9 protein-coding genes are annotated in these 15,168 nt (G+C 60.6%); 5 read left to right on the top strand and 4 right to left on the bottom strand.

Annotated features, from left to right (window positions below):
* Window positions 1-432: 432 nt before the first annotated feature.
* Together fixJ and fixL are read right to left on the bottom strand one after the other, a co-directional pair.
* Window positions 433-1,077, bottom strand: coding sequence for an oxygen response regulator transcription factor FixJ (gene fixJ, locus BM438_RS07005; protein WP_011488992.1), 645 nt, complete (start codon window positions 1,075-1,077; stop codon window positions 433-435).
* Entirely contained in the window at window positions 1,074-3,590 is a 2,517-nt protein-coding gene (gene fixL / locus BM438_RS07000) for an oxygen sensor histidine kinase FixL (RefSeq protein WP_054038009.1), read from the bottom strand. The genes fixJ and fixL overlap by 4 nt, the downstream gene beginning before the upstream one ends.
* Before the next feature lie 275 nt (window positions 3,591-3,865).
* Here fixL and aceE point away from each other — a divergent pair, with 275 nt between their 5' ends.
* The 3 genes from aceE to lpdA all read left to right on the top strand — a co-directional run bounded on the left by aceE (window position 3,866) and on the right by lpdA (window position 10,358).
* On the top strand, window positions 3,866-6,562 hold the full coding sequence (aceE, locus tag BM438_RS06995; RefSeq protein WP_093633567.1) for a pyruvate dehydrogenase (acetyl-transferring), homodimeric type: 2,697 nt from the start codon (window positions 3,866-3,868) through the stop codon (window positions 6,560-6,562).
* Window positions 6,563-6,648: 86 nt separating this feature from the next.
* Window positions 6,649-8,301: a dihydrolipoyllysine-residue acetyltransferase gene (gene aceF, locus BM438_RS06990; protein ID WP_093633566.1), complete on the top strand. Its 1,653-nt coding sequence runs from the start codon at window positions 6,649-6,651 to the stop codon at window positions 8,299-8,301.
* A gap of 281 nt (window positions 8,302-8,582) precedes the next feature.
* The gene (lpdA, locus tag BM438_RS06985) at window positions 8,583-10,358 is read left to right on the top strand and encodes a dihydrolipoyl dehydrogenase (RefSeq protein ID WP_093633565.1); all 1,776 of its coding nucleotides are present in this window, start codon (window positions 8,583-8,585) and stop codon (window positions 10,356-10,358) included.
* A 339-nt stretch (window positions 10,359-10,697) separates the two neighbouring features.
* On the opposite strand, the gene BM438_RS06980 is transcribed toward lpdA, so the two are convergent.
* The gene (locus BM438_RS06980; RefSeq protein WP_054038013.1) at window positions 10,698-11,270 is read right to left on the bottom strand and encodes a phasin family protein; all 573 of its coding nucleotides are present in this window, start codon (window positions 11,268-11,270) and stop codon (window positions 10,698-10,700) included.
* A gap of 779 nt (window positions 11,271-12,049) precedes the next feature.
* Here BM438_RS06980 and pbpG point away from each other — a divergent pair.
* Window positions 12,050-13,234 carry a D-alanyl-D-alanine endopeptidase gene (pbpG, locus tag BM438_RS06970; protein WP_093633563.1) on the top strand — a complete coding sequence of 395 codons (1,185 nt, stop codon included), beginning with the start codon at window positions 12,050-12,052 and terminating at the stop codon, window positions 13,232-13,234.
* 106 nt (window positions 13,235-13,340) lie between these two features.
* Here the strand turns inward: pbpG and BM438_RS06965 are convergent, their stop codons facing one another.
* The gene (locus tag BM438_RS06965) at window positions 13,341-14,147 is read right to left on the bottom strand and encodes an IclR family transcriptional regulator (RefSeq protein WP_093633562.1); all 807 of its coding nucleotides are present in this window, start codon (window positions 14,145-14,147) and stop codon (window positions 13,341-13,343) included.
* Between the two features lie 180 nt (window positions 14,148-14,327).
* Here BM438_RS06965 and BM438_RS06960 point away from each other — a divergent pair, with 180 nt between their 5' ends.
* Window positions 14,328-15,050: a (Fe-S)-binding protein gene (locus tag BM438_RS06960; RefSeq protein ID WP_093633561.1), complete on the top strand. Its 723-nt coding sequence runs from the start codon at window positions 14,328-14,330 to the stop codon at window positions 15,048-15,050.
* The last annotated feature ends 118 nt before the right edge of the window (window positions 15,051-15,168 follow it).

Here is a 15,168-nt window from a genome sequence, read left to right as displayed (position 1 = left end):
GCGAGTAAAGGTCGGCGCAGCTTCGCTTGAACCGTTCGATAAGACTGATGCCTCAGCAATGCGGTCGAATCGCTTCAACTGATTTGAGCCGCAAGGCGACGCCGCATACGACAACGACAGCACATGTGTCCTGCGTTCATCGGGCATCAAAGATTCCTGCTAAGGAGTTCTTTATAAATTAAGGGGCGCAGTGAAGCTTGTCAATCTTGTCGGAGGAAAGAAGTTATTGCTGCGCAGCGTAAGCGTTTGCTGAGTAATGCGTAATGATTACGGGATAAAAATGCGGTGCGGATGCGCACGCGTCGAACTATGCCGCGCATCGCTGTAGCGAAGCGGGAGAAGGGGGAAGGAGAATGGAACAGACCGGACTTTTCGACAGTCCGGCCGTTGAAACTCAGTAACGAGCCGCGGGCCGCGCCGCGGTCGTTAAGTTTATTGCGCCGGTTGCGGCTTGTTCGACAGCGCCAGTCGCAGCAGATCGGCGACCGTGTTGACGTTGAGCTTTTCCATGATGTTCGCGCGGTGCGCTTCAACCGTCTTGATGCTGATGCCGAGGTCGTCGGCGATCTGCTTGTTCAGGCGGCCGGCGATGATGCGCTCAAGCACCTGGTGTTCACGCGCGGTCAGCTTGCCGAGACGTTCGGCCGCTGCGCGTTGCTGCTGCACGCTGGTGCTTTCGCTGCGTGCCTTGTCGAGCATGCGCTCGACCAGCTTGCGCAGTTCGGCTTCGTCGAAAGGTTTTTCGATGAAGTCCATGGCGCCTTTTTTCATCGTCGACACAGCCATCGGCACGTCGCCATGGCCCGTCACGAAGATGATCGGCAGCGACGCGTTGTCGGCGATCAGGCGTTCCTGCAACTCGAGCCCGCTCATGCCGGACATCCGCACATCGAGAATCAGACACGCGATCTGGCCCGGATGCGTATGCGGCTGCCATGCGTCGATGAACTGCTCGGCGCTGGAGAAGCATTGCACGCGGTAGCCGTTCGCCTCCAGCAGCCAGCGCAGCGAATCTCGCACGGCCTCGTCGTCGTCGACAACAAATACCGTTTCCTGTGTGGTGACTGGGCTGTTCATATCTCTCCCGTAACGGTTTGTGGTTTCGGCGCCTCTGACCCGCCGTTGCTCGGGCCGTCAGGCTCTCCAATGGGCAGACTGCAATGGAACGTGGCGCCTGTGATGTGGCCGTCAGATTCGACGTTGTTAACCACCCACAGACGGCCGCGGTGCGATTCGATAATCGAACGGCAAATGTTCAGCCCCATGCCCATACCATCGGACTTGGTGCTGTAAAACGGTTCAAACAGACGCTCGGCTGTCGCTTCGTCGACACCCGGTCCCTGATCGACGACGCTGATGCAGACAAACCCGCTCTCCAGCCGCACGACGACGCGAATCACCGGGTCGACCGCATTCGGACGCGCATCGTGCATGGCCTCGACGCCGTTCTTCAGCAGGTTCACCAACACCTGCTCGATCAGCACCGGGTCGACGTAAATCACCGGCAGGCGCGAGCGCAGATCGGTCACGATGCGAATCTTGCGCTTGCGCGCTTCGAGTTCGGCGAGACCCACGGCATCGGCGACGATATCGGCCACGCGCGTAGCCTGGCGTTTCGGCTCGCTGCGTTTCACGAACTCGCGAATGCGCTTGATGATCATGCCAGCCCGCACTGCCTGTTGGGCGGTTTTCTCGAGCACGGGCAGAAGATTGTCAGGCGTCGTTCGACCGGATTTAACCAGTGCCACGGTTCCAGAGCAATAGTTATTGATCGCGGCGAGCGGCTGATTCAGTTCGTGCGCGAGCGAGGAGGCCATTTCACCCATCGTCATCAGGCGGCTGGTGAACTGCAGCTTCTCGTCCTGCTGACGCGAGAGTTCCTGAGCCTGCTTGCGGGTGGTGATGTCGGTCGCGATCTGCATCTGCGCGAGGTGGCCGTCCACCCATTGGATGTACTGGCGGCGCACTTCGAACCATTTCTGAATGCTTTGCACGTAGACTTCCTGCGCGTCGGCGGTGCTTTCGGTCAATGCGGCGGCCGGCAGACCCGCGTATGCATCCACCATATCGATCGAATCAGACGACGCCTGTGCGCTATCGAACCCGCCGCCCGCCAATTCCAGATGGCCGTCCGGGCGAATGCCGAAGAGATGCCGGTAGTAGCGGTTAGCGAACAGTAGCTCGGCTTCGTCGGCGGCCAGCACGGAGACGGCGGCGTCAAGACTTTCGAGGACGGTTGTGAAGCGTTCGTGTGCTGCGGCGAGCTCCTCGCGCGCGCGCTTCGGTTCGGTAATGTCGGTCATCGACGACATCCAGCCGGTCTGGCGGCCCGAACTGTCGATCAGCGGCGACACATAGAGGCGCGCATGGAAGAGCGATCCGTCCTTGCGGCGCACCCGCAATTCGAAGCCCGAAGAGGGTGCTTTGCCGCGCAGCGTCATGTCGAGCTGACGTTGCATTTCAGGGTAGGCGTCGCGCGGCCAGTAAGCGAACGGCGCGTTCTTGCCGACCAGATCGCTTTCGTCCCAACCGGTCATGCGGCAGAAGGCCGGATTGACGTGAGTGATACGGCCGTGCATGTCGAGCACGCGCATACCGATCAGCACCGAGTTTTCCATTGCGCGGCGAAAGAACGCTTCGGCGTAGAGCGCCTGCTGCGCCTCGAAACGTTGCCGCGTGTGCTTCCACAAGCTCCACAGACTCCACAACACGAAGCACGACAGGCCGGCCACCAGCCATACCAGTGTGTTGTTGGTGAAGTTGGTCATCTGCGGGAACGCGTAGACGCGTACCGAGACGCCCTGGCCCGGCGGGTCGAGCGGCAGATCGTAGAACATGTCGCGCGGCAGGCGCGGGCGGGTCGACGTGGTGGTCAACTCGCGGTTGTTCACGTCGATGATCGAGATTTTGTATTTCGCCGACAACTCGGGCGGAATGTCGTGTTTCAGGATGCCTTCCACCGAGAACACCGCGGCAATCGTGCCGAGGAAGTCACGGTCGCGGTAGACCGGCGTCTGCAGCGTGATGTAGCCGTTGCCGAGGTCGTCGTAGATCAGCGGTGAGTACACCTGGCGGCGCGTATTGCGCGCCTCGTTGAAGGCGGCTTTGACGGCCTCGTCCATCTGCGCGTCGTTCGGCTTGGCAAGACGCTGGCCGAACACGGGGAGTGCGGTATTGGGCCAGCGGGGTTGCTGCAGGCTCGTGTACCAGTTCATGTAGAGGATCTCGGGATGCCCCTGCATGATGTCCGTGGTGGACACCTGGAATGAATGCGGATCGGCGTGGCCGGCGACGAGATCGCGGGCGAGGGCCTGAATCTGTTCCTGCGCGCCCGTCATGGACAGGCGGATCTGCTGCTGCGCCCACGCGACGTTGCGATAGAGCGTGTCTTCCTGCTGCTGCTGTTCGCGCCGGTTCAGGCTCCACAGAATCAGGCTCATGACGACCAGGAAAACCAGGATCGACAGCAGCGGCGTGAGCAAATAGGAGTTCGACCACCACGGTCCGTGGTGCCAGCGGGAGGACGGCGTCGAATCCGCCGGCGAACCAGCGGTGCGCGCCGAGCGAGCGAAAAGCCGTTCGGTCAACATGCGTGGCATTGTAGCGCAGCGAGTCACTAGCAAATGGCGCAAAAAAGCGCTGAAAGAACCGTTATTCGGCGCAAACTAGCCGACGTATCGGTCGATCGGCAGTCAAATCAGGTTGCGCCGCAACAATTTTCCGCATTATGAGATTCGATCTCGTGATTCGAAATTTTTGTTGCGCAGACGTCGGGACCCCTTTTACAATCGGCCGAAGCTGCCGCGGCCGTGCTTCGTCCGCGTCGTCTGTTCAAAGAGCGTTCCTCTATATCCAGGAGACGAGCATGTCCGCTGTACCCGACGAAGTCATGAAATATGTCGCTGCCGAAAAAGACGACGATCCCCAGGAAACCGGCGAATGGCTGGAAGCGCTGGATGGCGTGATTTCTGCTGTGGGCCCCGATCGCGCTCACTACCTGATCGAGAAACAGATCGAATTCGCCCGCGTACATGGCGAACATCTCCCGTTCTCTGCAAACACCCCCTACATCAATACGATTCCCGTGTCGCGTCAGGCGCCGATTCCCGGCGACCAGGACCTCGAACACCGGATTCGCTCGTACACGCGCTGGAACGCCATCGCCATGGTGCTGCGCGCGGGCAAGGACACGAACGTCGGCGGTCACATCGCTTCGTTCGCGTCGGCTGCCACGCTGTACGACGTCGGCTACAACCATTTCTGGCACGCACCGTCGGCTGAACACGGCGGCGACCTCGTGTTCGTGCAGGGCCATTCGTCGCCGGGTGTCTACTCGCGCGCGTTCCTGCTCGGCCGTCTGACCGAGAACCAGCTCGACAACTTCCGTCAGGAAGTGGGCGGCGAGGGCATCTCGTCGTACCCGCACCCGTGGCTGATGCCGGACTTCTGGCAATTCCCGACCGTCTCGATGGGCCTTGGCCCGATCATGGCGATCTATCAGGCGCGCTTCATGAAGTACCTGCAGGCGCGCGGCATTGCGAAGACCGAAGGCCGCAAGGTCTGGGCCTTCCTCGGCGACGGCGAAACGGATGAACCGGAATCGCTCGGCGCAATCGGCATGGCCGGTCGCGAACGCCTCGACAACCTCGTGTTCGTGATCAACTGCAACCTGCAGCGCCTCGACGGTCCGGTGCGCGGTAACGGCAAGATCATCCAGGAACTCGAAAGCGAATTCCGCGGCGCCGGCTGGAACGTCATCAAGGTCGTCTGGGGCAGCCGCTGGGATGCGCTGTTCCAACGCGACAAGTCGGGCGCGCTGATGCGCCGGATGATGGAAGTCGTCGACGGCGAATATCAGACGTACAAGTCGGAGTCGGGCGCGTATGTTCGCGAACACTTCTTCAATACGCCTGAACTGAAGGCGCTGGTTGCCGAGTGGTCCGACGAAGAAATCTGGAACCTGAACCGCGGCGGCCACGATCCGCACAAGATCTACGCAGCGTTCTCGGAAGCTTCGAACTCGCAGGGCCAGCCGACCGTCATCCTCGCGAAGACGATCAAGGGCTACGGCATGGGCGAAGCCGGCCAGGCGATGAACATCACCCACCAGCAGAAGAAGCTGCACGTCGATCAGCTGAAGAAATTCCGCGATCAGTTCCGTCTGCCGATTCCCGACGAAGACCTCGTCAACGTGCCGTACCTCAAGTTCGAAGAAGGTTCGAAAGAACTCGAGTACATGCGCGCTCGCCGTCAGGACCTCGGCGGCTATCTGCCGGCGCGTCGTCAGAAGGCCGAGTCGCTGCCGGTGCCGGCGCTCGACGCGTTCGAGCCGCTGCTGAAGGGCACGGGCGAAGGCCGCGAGATCTCCACGACGATGGCGTTCGTGCGGATCCTGAACATCCTGCTGAAAGACAAGGCGCTCGGTAAGCGCATCGTGCCGATCGTGCCGGACGAGTCGCGTACCTTCGGTATGGAAGGCCTGTTCCGTCAGATCGGTATCTGGAATCAGGAAGGCCAGAAGTACGTGCCGGAAGATTCCGACCAGCTGATGTTCTACCGCGAATCGGAAACCGGCCAGATCCTGCAGGAAGGGATCAACGAAGCCGGCGGTATGTGTGACTGGATCGCAGCCGCGACGTCGTACTCGACGCACGGCGAGATCATGATCCCGTTCTACATCTTCTACTCGATGTTCGGCTTCCAGCGTATCGGCGACCTGGCATGGGCGGCGGGCGACATGCGTTCGCGCGGCTTCCTGCTGGGCGGCACCGCTGGCCGCACGACGCTGAACGGCGAAGGTCTGCAGCACGAAGACGGCCACTCGCTGCTGTGGGCGGCCTCGGTGCCGAACTGCATCAGCTACGACCCGACGTTCGGTTATGAACTCGCGGTCATCATGCAGGATGGTCTGCGTCGCATGGTTGCTGACCAGGAAGACGTGTACTACTACATCACGGTGATGAACGAGAACTACGAGCACCCGGCGATTCCGCAGGGCGATGCTGTAGCGGCCGACATCATCAAGGGTATGTACTCGTTCAGGAAGGCCGATGCCGATAAGAAGGCACCGCGCGTTCAGCTGATGGGCGCAGGCACGATCTTCAACGAAGTGATCGCCGCTGCGGATCTGCTGAAGAACGACTGGGGCGTCGCTGCTGACCTGTGGAGCGTGCCGAGCTTCACCGAACTCGCTCGCGAAGGTCACGAAGTGCAGCGCTGGAACCTGCTGCATCCGACGGAAGAGAAGAAGGTCTCGCACGTCGAGAAGCTGCTGAAGGACGCACAAGGTCCGGTCATCGCTTCGACCGACTACGTGCGCGCGCTGACCGAGCAGATCCGCGCGTTCGTGCCGCAGAAGTTCGTCGTGCTGGGCACGGATGGCTACGGCCGTTCGGACACGCGCGAAAAGCTGCGTCACTTCTTCGAAGTCGACCGCTACTGGGTCACGGTTGCCGCGTTGAATGCACTGGCAGATGAAGGCACGATCGAACGCAAGGTCGTCGCCGAGGCGCTCAAGAAGTACAACCTTGATCCCGCCAAACCCAACCCGATGACCGTCTAAGGCATCATTCCCCGTGTGCCACGGCGTGCGCGCCTGCTCCTGATCGACAGGAGCGGGCGGCGTGCGCGGCCCAGGAGACACTAACAATGAGTCAAGCGATCGAAGTCAAGGTGCCGGACATCGGCGATTACAAGGACATTCCTGTGATCGAGGTGCTGGTGAAGGCGGGTGACACCGTCGAGAAAGAGCAATCGCTCGTTACGCTGGAGTCCGACAAGGCGACCATGGACGTGCCGAGCTCGGCTGCCGGCGTCGTCAAGGAAGTGAAGGTCAAGGTTGGCGATAACGTGTCGGAAGGCTCGCTGATCGTCGTGCTGGAAGGCGCGGGCGCGGCGGCTGCCGCACCGGCTCCGGCGCCTGCTGCTGCACCGGCTCCGGCTGCTGCGCCTGCCCCGGCTGCCGCACCCGCTGCTGCCGGCGGTGGCCTGCAGGAAGTCAAAGTGCCGGATATCGGCGACTACAAAGACATTCCCGTGATCGAAGTCTCGGTGAAGGTCGGCGATCGCGTCGAGAAAGAGCAGTCGCTGGTGACGCTCGAATCCGACAAGGCGACCATGGACGTGCCGAGCTCGGCCGCCGGTGTCGTCAAGGAACTGAAGGTCAAGGTCGGCGATACCGTGTCGGAAGGCTCGGTCATCGTCGTGCTGGAAGCGGATGGCGCGGCTGCGCCGGCTGCGGCTGCCGCACCTGCGGCGAAGCAGGAAGCGCTCGAGAAGCCGTCGGATGCGCCGGTTGCTCCTTCGCCTGCGCCGGCTTCGCCGTCTGCGCTTGCACAAGCGCCGCTGATTCAAGCTGGCGAGGGTGGTGCTCGCCGCGCGAGCCACGCTTCGCCGTCCGTGCGCAAGTTCGCGCGCGAACTCGGTGTCGACGTGACGCAGGTACAGGGCACGGGTCCGAAGGGCCGTATTACGCAAGCGGATGTGACCGGCTTCATCAAGGGTGTGATGACGGGTCAGCGTGCTGCACCGGCAGGCGCTGCTGCGCCGTCTGCTGCGGGTGGCGGCGAATTGAATCTGCTGCCGTGGCCGAAGGTCGACTTCACCAAGTTCGGCCCGGTCGATCCGAAGCCGTTGTCGCGCATCAAGAAGATCTCGGGCGCGAACCTGCATCGCAACTGGGTCATGATTCCGCACGTCACGAATAACGACGAAGCGGATATCACCGATCTCGAAGCGCTGCGCGTGCAGTTGAACAAGGAAAACGAAAAGGCCGGCGTGAAGTTCACGATGCTGGCGTTCGTGATCAAGGCGGTGGTTGCTGCCTTGAAGCAATTCCCGACGTTCAATGCGAGCCTCGACGGCGACAACCTGGTGTTCAAGCAGTACTACCACATTGGGTTTGCTGCTGATACGCCGAACGGCCTGGTCGTTCCGGTGATTCGCGACGCGGACAAGAAGGGCTTGATCGATATCGCGAAGGAAATGACCGAGCTGTCGAAGGCTGCGCGTGACGGCAAGCTGAAGCCGGATCAGATGCAAGGCGGCTGCTTCTCGATTTCTTCGCTGGGTGGGATTGGCGGGACTAACTTCACGCCGATTATCAATGCGCCGGAAGTCGCTATTCTCGGCTTGTCGCGTGGCGCGATGAAGCCGGTTTGGGATGGCAAGCAGTTTGTGCCGCGTCTGATTCTGCCGCTGTCGTTGTCGTATGACCATCGGGTGATTGATGGTGCTGCGGCGGCGCGGTTCAATGCGTATCTGGGTGCGATTCTTGCCGATTTTCGGCGTGTGATTCTTTGATCGAGTGACGTCGCTGTAGCGCCGGGAGCGTGGGGTTTGTTGGTAATCCACGTCTCTCGTTGAACTTGTTTTCGTGTCGGTCTATTAGCGTCGCCCCTGTGCGGGGCGGCACTTACTTTTCTTTGTCTTCCAAAGAAAAGTAAGCAAAAGAAAGGCGCGTCCTTGGGCGGACGGCAAAGGATGTTTCTGTCCAGCTCGCTGCCAGTTTTTGCGCTGTTTTTAGACTGCATGGTTCCGTTCGCGCTGCTTCATCATCACGATCAATAAGAGAAGGGGACACTATGAGTCTCGTCGAAGTAAAAGTGCCGGATATCGGTGACTTCAAGGACGTCGATGTCGTCGAAGTCAATATCAAACCGGGTGATGTCATCGAGAACGAGCAGGCGCTGATGACGCTCGAGTCCGATAAGGCCTCCATCGAAGTGCCAAGCGACACCGCCGGCACCGTCAAGGAAGTACGCATCAAGGCCGGCGACAAAGTCTCGCAAGGTACAGTCATCGCGCTAGTCGAAACGTCCGCAGACGCAGCACCGGCTAAGGCGCCTGAGAAAGCGCCAGCTCCGGCAGCAGCGCCTGCACCGGCGCCGGCGCCTGCGTCCAAAGCGGCAGCGCCCGCGCCGCAAGCCGGTAGCTTCTCCGGCAGCGCGGATATCGAGTGCGACATGCTCGTGCTTGGTTCGGGCCCCGGCGGTTACTCGGCTGCGTTCCGCTCGGCCGATCTCGGCATGAAGACGGTGCTCGTCGAACGTTATTCCACGCTCGGCGGCGTCTGTCTGAACGTCGGTTGTATCCCGTCGAAGGCGCTGTTGCACACGGCCCTTGTTATCGATGAAGCGGAAGCGCTCGGCTCGCATGGCATCACGTTCGGCAAGCCGCAAATCGATCTCGACAAGCTGCGCGACTTCAAGTCGGGCGTCGTCAAGAAGCTCACCGGCGGTCTCGCCGGCATGGCCAAGATGCGCAAGGTCGAAGTCGTGACGGGTACCGGCTCGTTCGTCGATCCATATCACATGGAAATCGTGACGGACGGCGGCAAGAAGGTCGTCAAGTTCAAGCAGGCCATCATCGCCGCAGGCTCGGAAGCGGTGAAGCTGCCGTTCATTCCGGAAGATCCGCGTGTGGTCGATTCGACCGGCGCGTTGGAGTTGCGTCAGATTCCGCAACGCATGCTGGTGATCGGCGGCGGCATCATCGGCCTGGAAATGGCAACGGTCTACGCCACGCTCGGCGCCAAGATCGATGTGGTCGAAATGCTCGACGGCCTGATGGCCGGCGCGGACCGCGATCTGGTCAAGGTCTGGGAGAAGTACAACAGCAAGCGTTTTGCCAACGTCATGCTGAAGACCAAAACCACCGCGGCGGAAGCGAAAGACGACGGCATCTACGTGTCGTTCGAAGGCGAAAAGGCCCCGGCCGAAGCGCAACGCTATGACCTCGTGCTGGTCGCTGTCGGCCGTACGCCGAATGGCAAGAAGATCGGGGCGGACAAGGCAGGCGTGGCCGTGACGGATCGCGGCTTCATCGACGTCGACAAGCAGATGCGCACCAACGTGCCGCATATCTTCGCTATCGGCGATATCGTCGGTCAGCCGATGCTCGCGCACAAAGCCGTGCATGAAGCTCACGTCGCTGCGGAAGTCGCTCATGGCGAGAAGGCGTACTTCGATGCACTGCAGATTCCGTCAGTGGCCTACACCGATCCGGAAGTGGCGTGGGCCGGCAAGACGGAAGATCAGCTGAAGGCCGAGGGCATCAAGTACGGCAAGGCGGTGTTCCCGTGGGCAGCCTCGGGCCGCGCTATCGCCAACGGCCGTGACGAAGGCGTCACCAAGCTGCTGTTCGACGAAGAAACGCATCGCGTGATCGGCGGCGGGATTGTCGGTTTGAACGCCGGCGACCTGATCAGCGAAGTGTGCCTCGCAGTCGAGATGGGAGCGGACGCAACGGATATTGGTAAGACGATTCATCCGCACCCGACGCTTGGCGAGTCGATCGGTATGGCCGCCGAGTTGTACGAAGGCGTCTGCACTGACTTGCCGCCGCAGAAAAAGAAGTAATGCTGCTGACCCCGCCTGCATGCAGACAGGCGGGGTCGAAAAAGTAGAGGCAAAAAAAACGGCGCGCCCCGCAAGGGGCGCGCCGTTTTTTTGTGCAGCAAGCAGCGTAGAGCGTTTATCGCGAAGCGACGCATGTAACATGCGCCGCGCATCTCAGGCAGCGGGAAAAAAAATCCCGGCCTTTCGCCGGGCAAACGATACGTCATTCAACGTATCGGAGCGTTCGGCCAGATGAAACCGTGTGAGCGGCAACGGCACGACGCAGTTGCTTGCATGTTGTTGCTGCAATCGCGCCGGCCCTGCCATGAGGCGGGGCCGGCGTGATGTGCGGCTTGAAACTTAGACTGCCTTCTTTGCCGAGCGCGATGCTTGTGCAGCGGCTTGCGATGCTGCCTTCGATGCGGCCGTTGCGGCTGCATTGAAGTTGCTTTCAGCGATTTCGACAGCTTGCTTGGTTGCCTTGTGGACCGTTTCGTACGTGGTGTTGGCGGCGGTGATTGCCGACTTCAGCACGGCGACAGCGGTTTCCGAACCGGCCGGGGCATTCTTCGCAACGTTTTCGACGAGCGACTGGACCTTGCGGTTTTGCTCTTCGAATTGGGCTTCTGCGACGCGGGTGAACTCACCTTGCGTTGCCGAAACGATCTCATACACGTGACGGCCGTACGACAGCGCCTTTTCAGCCACCGGCTGTGCGAGGCTAGCTTGCAGTGCCAGCAGTTCCTGCGCGTCCTTTACCGACAGGGCGCGTTGGGCATTTTCCTGGCTTTCCGCGAGCGTCGATTTCACGACTTGCAGGTTCAGTTCAACCAGCTTTTCGACGCCTTCAAATGCTTTGGTCGTCAGGCCGAACAGCGTTTCAAAGTTGGCTTTCTGGGCTGCAGCGAATTGCTCAGGGGTCAGCAGAGTCATGGTTTACGCTCCTGGATCGCGGTCTGTCTGTGCGGACCGCATTGGGTTGGTGGCGAGACGCTCTCAGATCGTCTCCCCGGACCGCGATGTTTTGTGCATCGCAGCAATGGTTCCCATTTTAGGATGGTGTTAACGAATGTCAAGTGTTTTTTGTGCGTCGCACAATATTAAGAAATTACTGATAAAACAATACCTTATGCGGTGGGCATGACATTCGTTTGACGCAGGTTGATTTGTCCGTCGCACCGCTCTGGTGCAGAATAAATCTGCATTTGTTACCGATTTCAGGAGGGATTTTGACCGCGCGATGCGACCCGGTGCGGGTGGAATGGCAAATCGGCGTTTGACAAAAAACCCGTCGATTGCCCTTCCCGATGTAAACCAGAAAGTGTCACGGAACGTTAATGCTCTATGCCGGTCGAATGCGCGTTGGCGGTCTCCAGCAGGTGTTTAACAGCCTGCGGCAGGACTCGCTCGATGTCCCGGCGTGCCGGCAAGGCTTTACGTGCCTGCGCTCTGACCGTATTTCCCCTGATCAAGGTTGTCTCGAAATTGCCGTTATGCTGAAAGAATCGGTACGATTCCGGCATTTGGCGGCAAAGGCGAGGTGAAGCGCGTTGGCGATCGTTTTTTTCGATCGGAACGTGGCACTTATTTGTGTTTTTGCGATCGGAGCTTACAAGCCGGTTTAAGGAGCGCGTATAAGTGCTTCAAATTGCTAATTTTTCGTTGTTTTACTACACTTGCGGAAACCTCTTGCCGCTCCCTACTGAACACCCATGAAAACCGACATGTTTTCGTCGCTAAAAGTGATCCACGGCGCGGCTCGCAGCACCGCTCTGTCGGTGGCCGTCTCCATGGTCATCGCAGCGGCGTTCGCTACGCCTGTCAGCACTTTTGCCGCCACGCCCGCCACCACGGCAAAAACCTCCAAACACGCGAAAGCGGCCAAAAAGCCCGCCGCGGCCCCGGCTGACAAAGTGTCGAGCAAGAAGGCCGCCAAAGGCGCCGCTGCGAAGACCGTGGCCGCTGCAGATGACGACGCGCCGCGCGCGAGCGTCAAGCGCAAGCGCGTGACGTACTCGTCGAACGGTCGTCACCACTCGGTGATGCGCCGCGTCGCGTACGAACCGCGTCCGCCTACCGTCGGCCAGGCTTTCGGTCTGCACGACACGCCGGACGCGCTGATGCTGCGTTCGAGCGTTGCCTACGTAATCGATCAGAACACCGGCGAATCGCTGTTCGACAAGAATTCGCGCGCCGTGGTGCCGATCGCGTCGATCACCAAGCTGATGACCTCGATGGTGGTGCTCGACTCGAAAGAGCCGATGACCGACCAGATCGAAGTCACTGACGAAGACCGCGATTACGAGAAGAACACCGGCTCGCGTCTGTCGGTGGGCTCGGTGCTCTCGCGTGAAGACATGCTGCACATCGCGCTGATGGCCTCGGAAAACCGTGCCGCCGCCGCGCTGTCGCGCTACTTCCCGGGCGGCCGTCCGGCGTTCCTCGCGGCAATGAACGCGAAGGCCAAGCAACTTGGCATGACCGATACGCACTTTGAAAACCCCACGGGTTTGACGAGCCAGAACGTTTCGAGCGCGCGCGACCTCGTGAAGATGGTCAACGCGGCGTATCAGTATCCGATGATCCGCAAGTTCTCGACCGACCACAGCTACGAGGTGTACACCGGCAAGCGTTCGCTGGCGTACAACAGCACGAATGCACTGGTGCGTAACCCGACGTGGGACATCGGTCTGCAAAAGACCGGGTTCATCAACGAAGCGGGCGAGTGCCTCGTGATGCAGGCGACCATTCACGGCCGTCCGATGATCATCGTGCTGCTCGATTCGTCGGGTAAGTACTCGCGCTTTGCGGATGCGACGCGTCTGCGCACGTGGCTCGACAACGGTGGCGATCAGCCGCGCATCACCAGCGCGGATGCTGGCGGCTCGGGTACCTGAAGCCGCCCTGGCATCATCTCGCGGCCGGTTTTCGAACCGGCCAGAAAAAAAGCCTCGCTGATGCGAGGCTTTTTTATTACGTCGGAGGACGCGCGCGACCGCCCGCTTAAGCGTGCTGGGGATGCGTATGCTCCTGCGGCGTCTGAGGGCGATAACCCAGCGACGCGGAAATCAACAGCGCCGTTTGGCTGAGCTGCCCCAACCACGAGTCCTGCAAGCGATCCGCCGGAGCCGACAGCGACAGGCCCGCAACCAGTTTGCCGGTGTCGTCGTAAATCCCCGCTGCGATGCAGCGCACGCCCAGTTCCAGTTCTTCGTTATCGCGCGCGCAGGCCTGCTGGCGCACGTGCGACAACTCACGTTCGAGCTTGGTCAGATCGGTGATGCTGTTCTGCGTGTGGCCGGACAGTCCGGTACGCGTGGCGTAGGCGCGCACGCGGGTTGATTCGTCCGCAGCGAGGAAGAGCTTGCCCACCGAGGTCAGATGTAGCGGCGCCCGCCCGCCAATCGCCCGCACCACCTGCATGCCGGAGCGCTCGGAGTAGGCGCGTTCTATATAGACGATCTCATCGCCCTGGCGCACCGACAGGTTAACGGTCTGCCCGGTTTGACGGTGCAGTTCGCGCATCGGCGTGAGTGCCGCGTCGCGTACCGAGAGCCGCGCCTTCACCAGATTGCCCAGTTCGAGCAGGCGCATACCGAGGCGGTAAGTGCCGGGATCCGACCGGTCGACCAGCCGGCACATCACCATGTCGTTCAGGATGCGGTGCGCGGTGGACGGGTGCAGCTCCGTGCGGATGGCGAGTTCTTTCAGGCTGACCGGGTCGCTATGCGCAGCGAGTGCATCGAGCAAGCGCATCATGCGTTCGATCACCTGGATCGAAGTTTTGGGATCCGGGTTCGTATCGCTCATGGGGAGGAATCGGTTGACGCGTCAAACAGCGGAAATTGATTGTATCCCGTATTGTGAAAAGATGGAAAGCAGTTGGAACGTCTATTCCAATTTAACGTGGCATTCGTCTTATGCCTTCCGGCCGTTGGTATTGTGCGGCAAACAGCGGATAATCAGGGACGTTTTCCCGAAGGAGGGCTCATGCGAGTCGGATTGTTCGTCACCTGCCTGATCGACCTGATGCGTCCGGAAATCGGTTTTTCGGTCATCAAGCTGATCGAAGGCGCCGGTTTCGAGGTGGTGGTGCCGCTCGCGCAGACCTGTTGCGGGCAGCCCGCGTACAACTCGGGTGAGCGGCGCATCGCGCGCGATCTGGCCGAGAAAACCCTGCGTGAATTCGAACAGTTCGACTATGTCGTGGTGCCGTCCGGTTCGTGCGGCGGGATGATCCGCGCGCATTACGGCGACCTGTTTGCCGACGATCCGGAGTTGATGAACCGCTTCGGCCGCTTGCGCGCCAAAGTGTTCGAGTTGACTGATTTCCTTGTCAACGTGGCCAAGGTGCAATTGCAACCCGGTGAGTTCGCGGGCCAGGTGACGTACCACGATTCCTGTTCGGGGCTCCGCGAACTGGGTGTCAAAACGCAGCCGCGCGCGCTGCTGGCGCAGGTGGGCGTGGCGGTGACTGAAATGAAGGATTGCGAGCATTGCTGCGGCTTCGGCGGCACCTTCGCGATCAAGTACGGCGACATCTCCACGGCAATCGTCGATGAGAAATGCGCGAATATCGGCGCGAGCGGCGCCGGCACGGTGGTGCTCGGCGACCTCGGCTGCATGCTGAATATTGAAGGCCGCTTGCGACGCACCGGCGATACCGCTACACGCGTGCTGCACATCGCCCAGGTGCTGGCCGGCGACGCGTAACGATCGTCGCAGCATCCAGAACGCGCAGTTGATTCGGTACACGCCATTTCGCGCGCTTCACTCGTTCATTTGATTCGCTTTTCGCTCGCGCATTTCAACAGCGCATTTCACTTGCGCT

The sequence above is a fragment of the Paraburkholderia aspalathi genome (assembly GCF_900116445.1).
GTDB classification, from domain to species: Bacteria; Pseudomonadota; Gammaproteobacteria; order Burkholderiales; family Burkholderiaceae; genus Paraburkholderia; species Paraburkholderia aspalathi.
The sequence above is the reverse complement of the archived record's forward strand: the minus strand, read 5'-3'. Positions and strand labels throughout refer to the sequence as shown.

Coding starts and splice junctions, on each gene's coding strand:
- fixJ (WP_011488992.1), bottom strand. CDS start 1,077: ATGAACAGCCCAGTCACCACACAGGAAACGGTATTTGTTGTCGACGAC.
- fixL (WP_054038009.1), bottom strand. CDS start 3,590: ATGTTGACCGAACGGCTTTTCGCTCGCTCGGCGCGCACCGCTGGTTCG.
- aceE (WP_093633567.1), top strand. CDS start 3,866: ATGTCCGCTGTACCCGACGAAGTCATGAAATATGTCGCTGCCGAAAAA.
- aceF (WP_093633566.1), top strand. CDS start 6,649: ATGAGTCAAGCGATCGAAGTCAAGGTGCCGGACATCGGCGATTACAAG.
- lpdA (WP_093633565.1), top strand. CDS start 8,583: ATGAGTCTCGTCGAAGTAAAAGTGCCGGATATCGGTGACTTCAAGGAC.
- BM438_RS06980 (WP_054038013.1), bottom strand. CDS start 11,270: ATGACTCTGCTGACCCCTGAGCAATTCGCTGCAGCCCAGAAAGCCAAC.
- pbpG (WP_093633563.1), top strand. CDS start 12,050: ATGAAAACCGACATGTTTTCGTCGCTAAAAGTGATCCACGGCGCGGCT.
- BM438_RS06965 (WP_093633562.1), bottom strand. CDS start 14,147: ATGAGCGATACGAACCCGGATCCCAAAACTTCGATCCAGGTGATCGAA.
- BM438_RS06960 (WP_093633561.1), top strand. CDS start 14,328: ATGCGAGTCGGATTGTTCGTCACCTGCCTGATCGACCTGATGCGTCCG.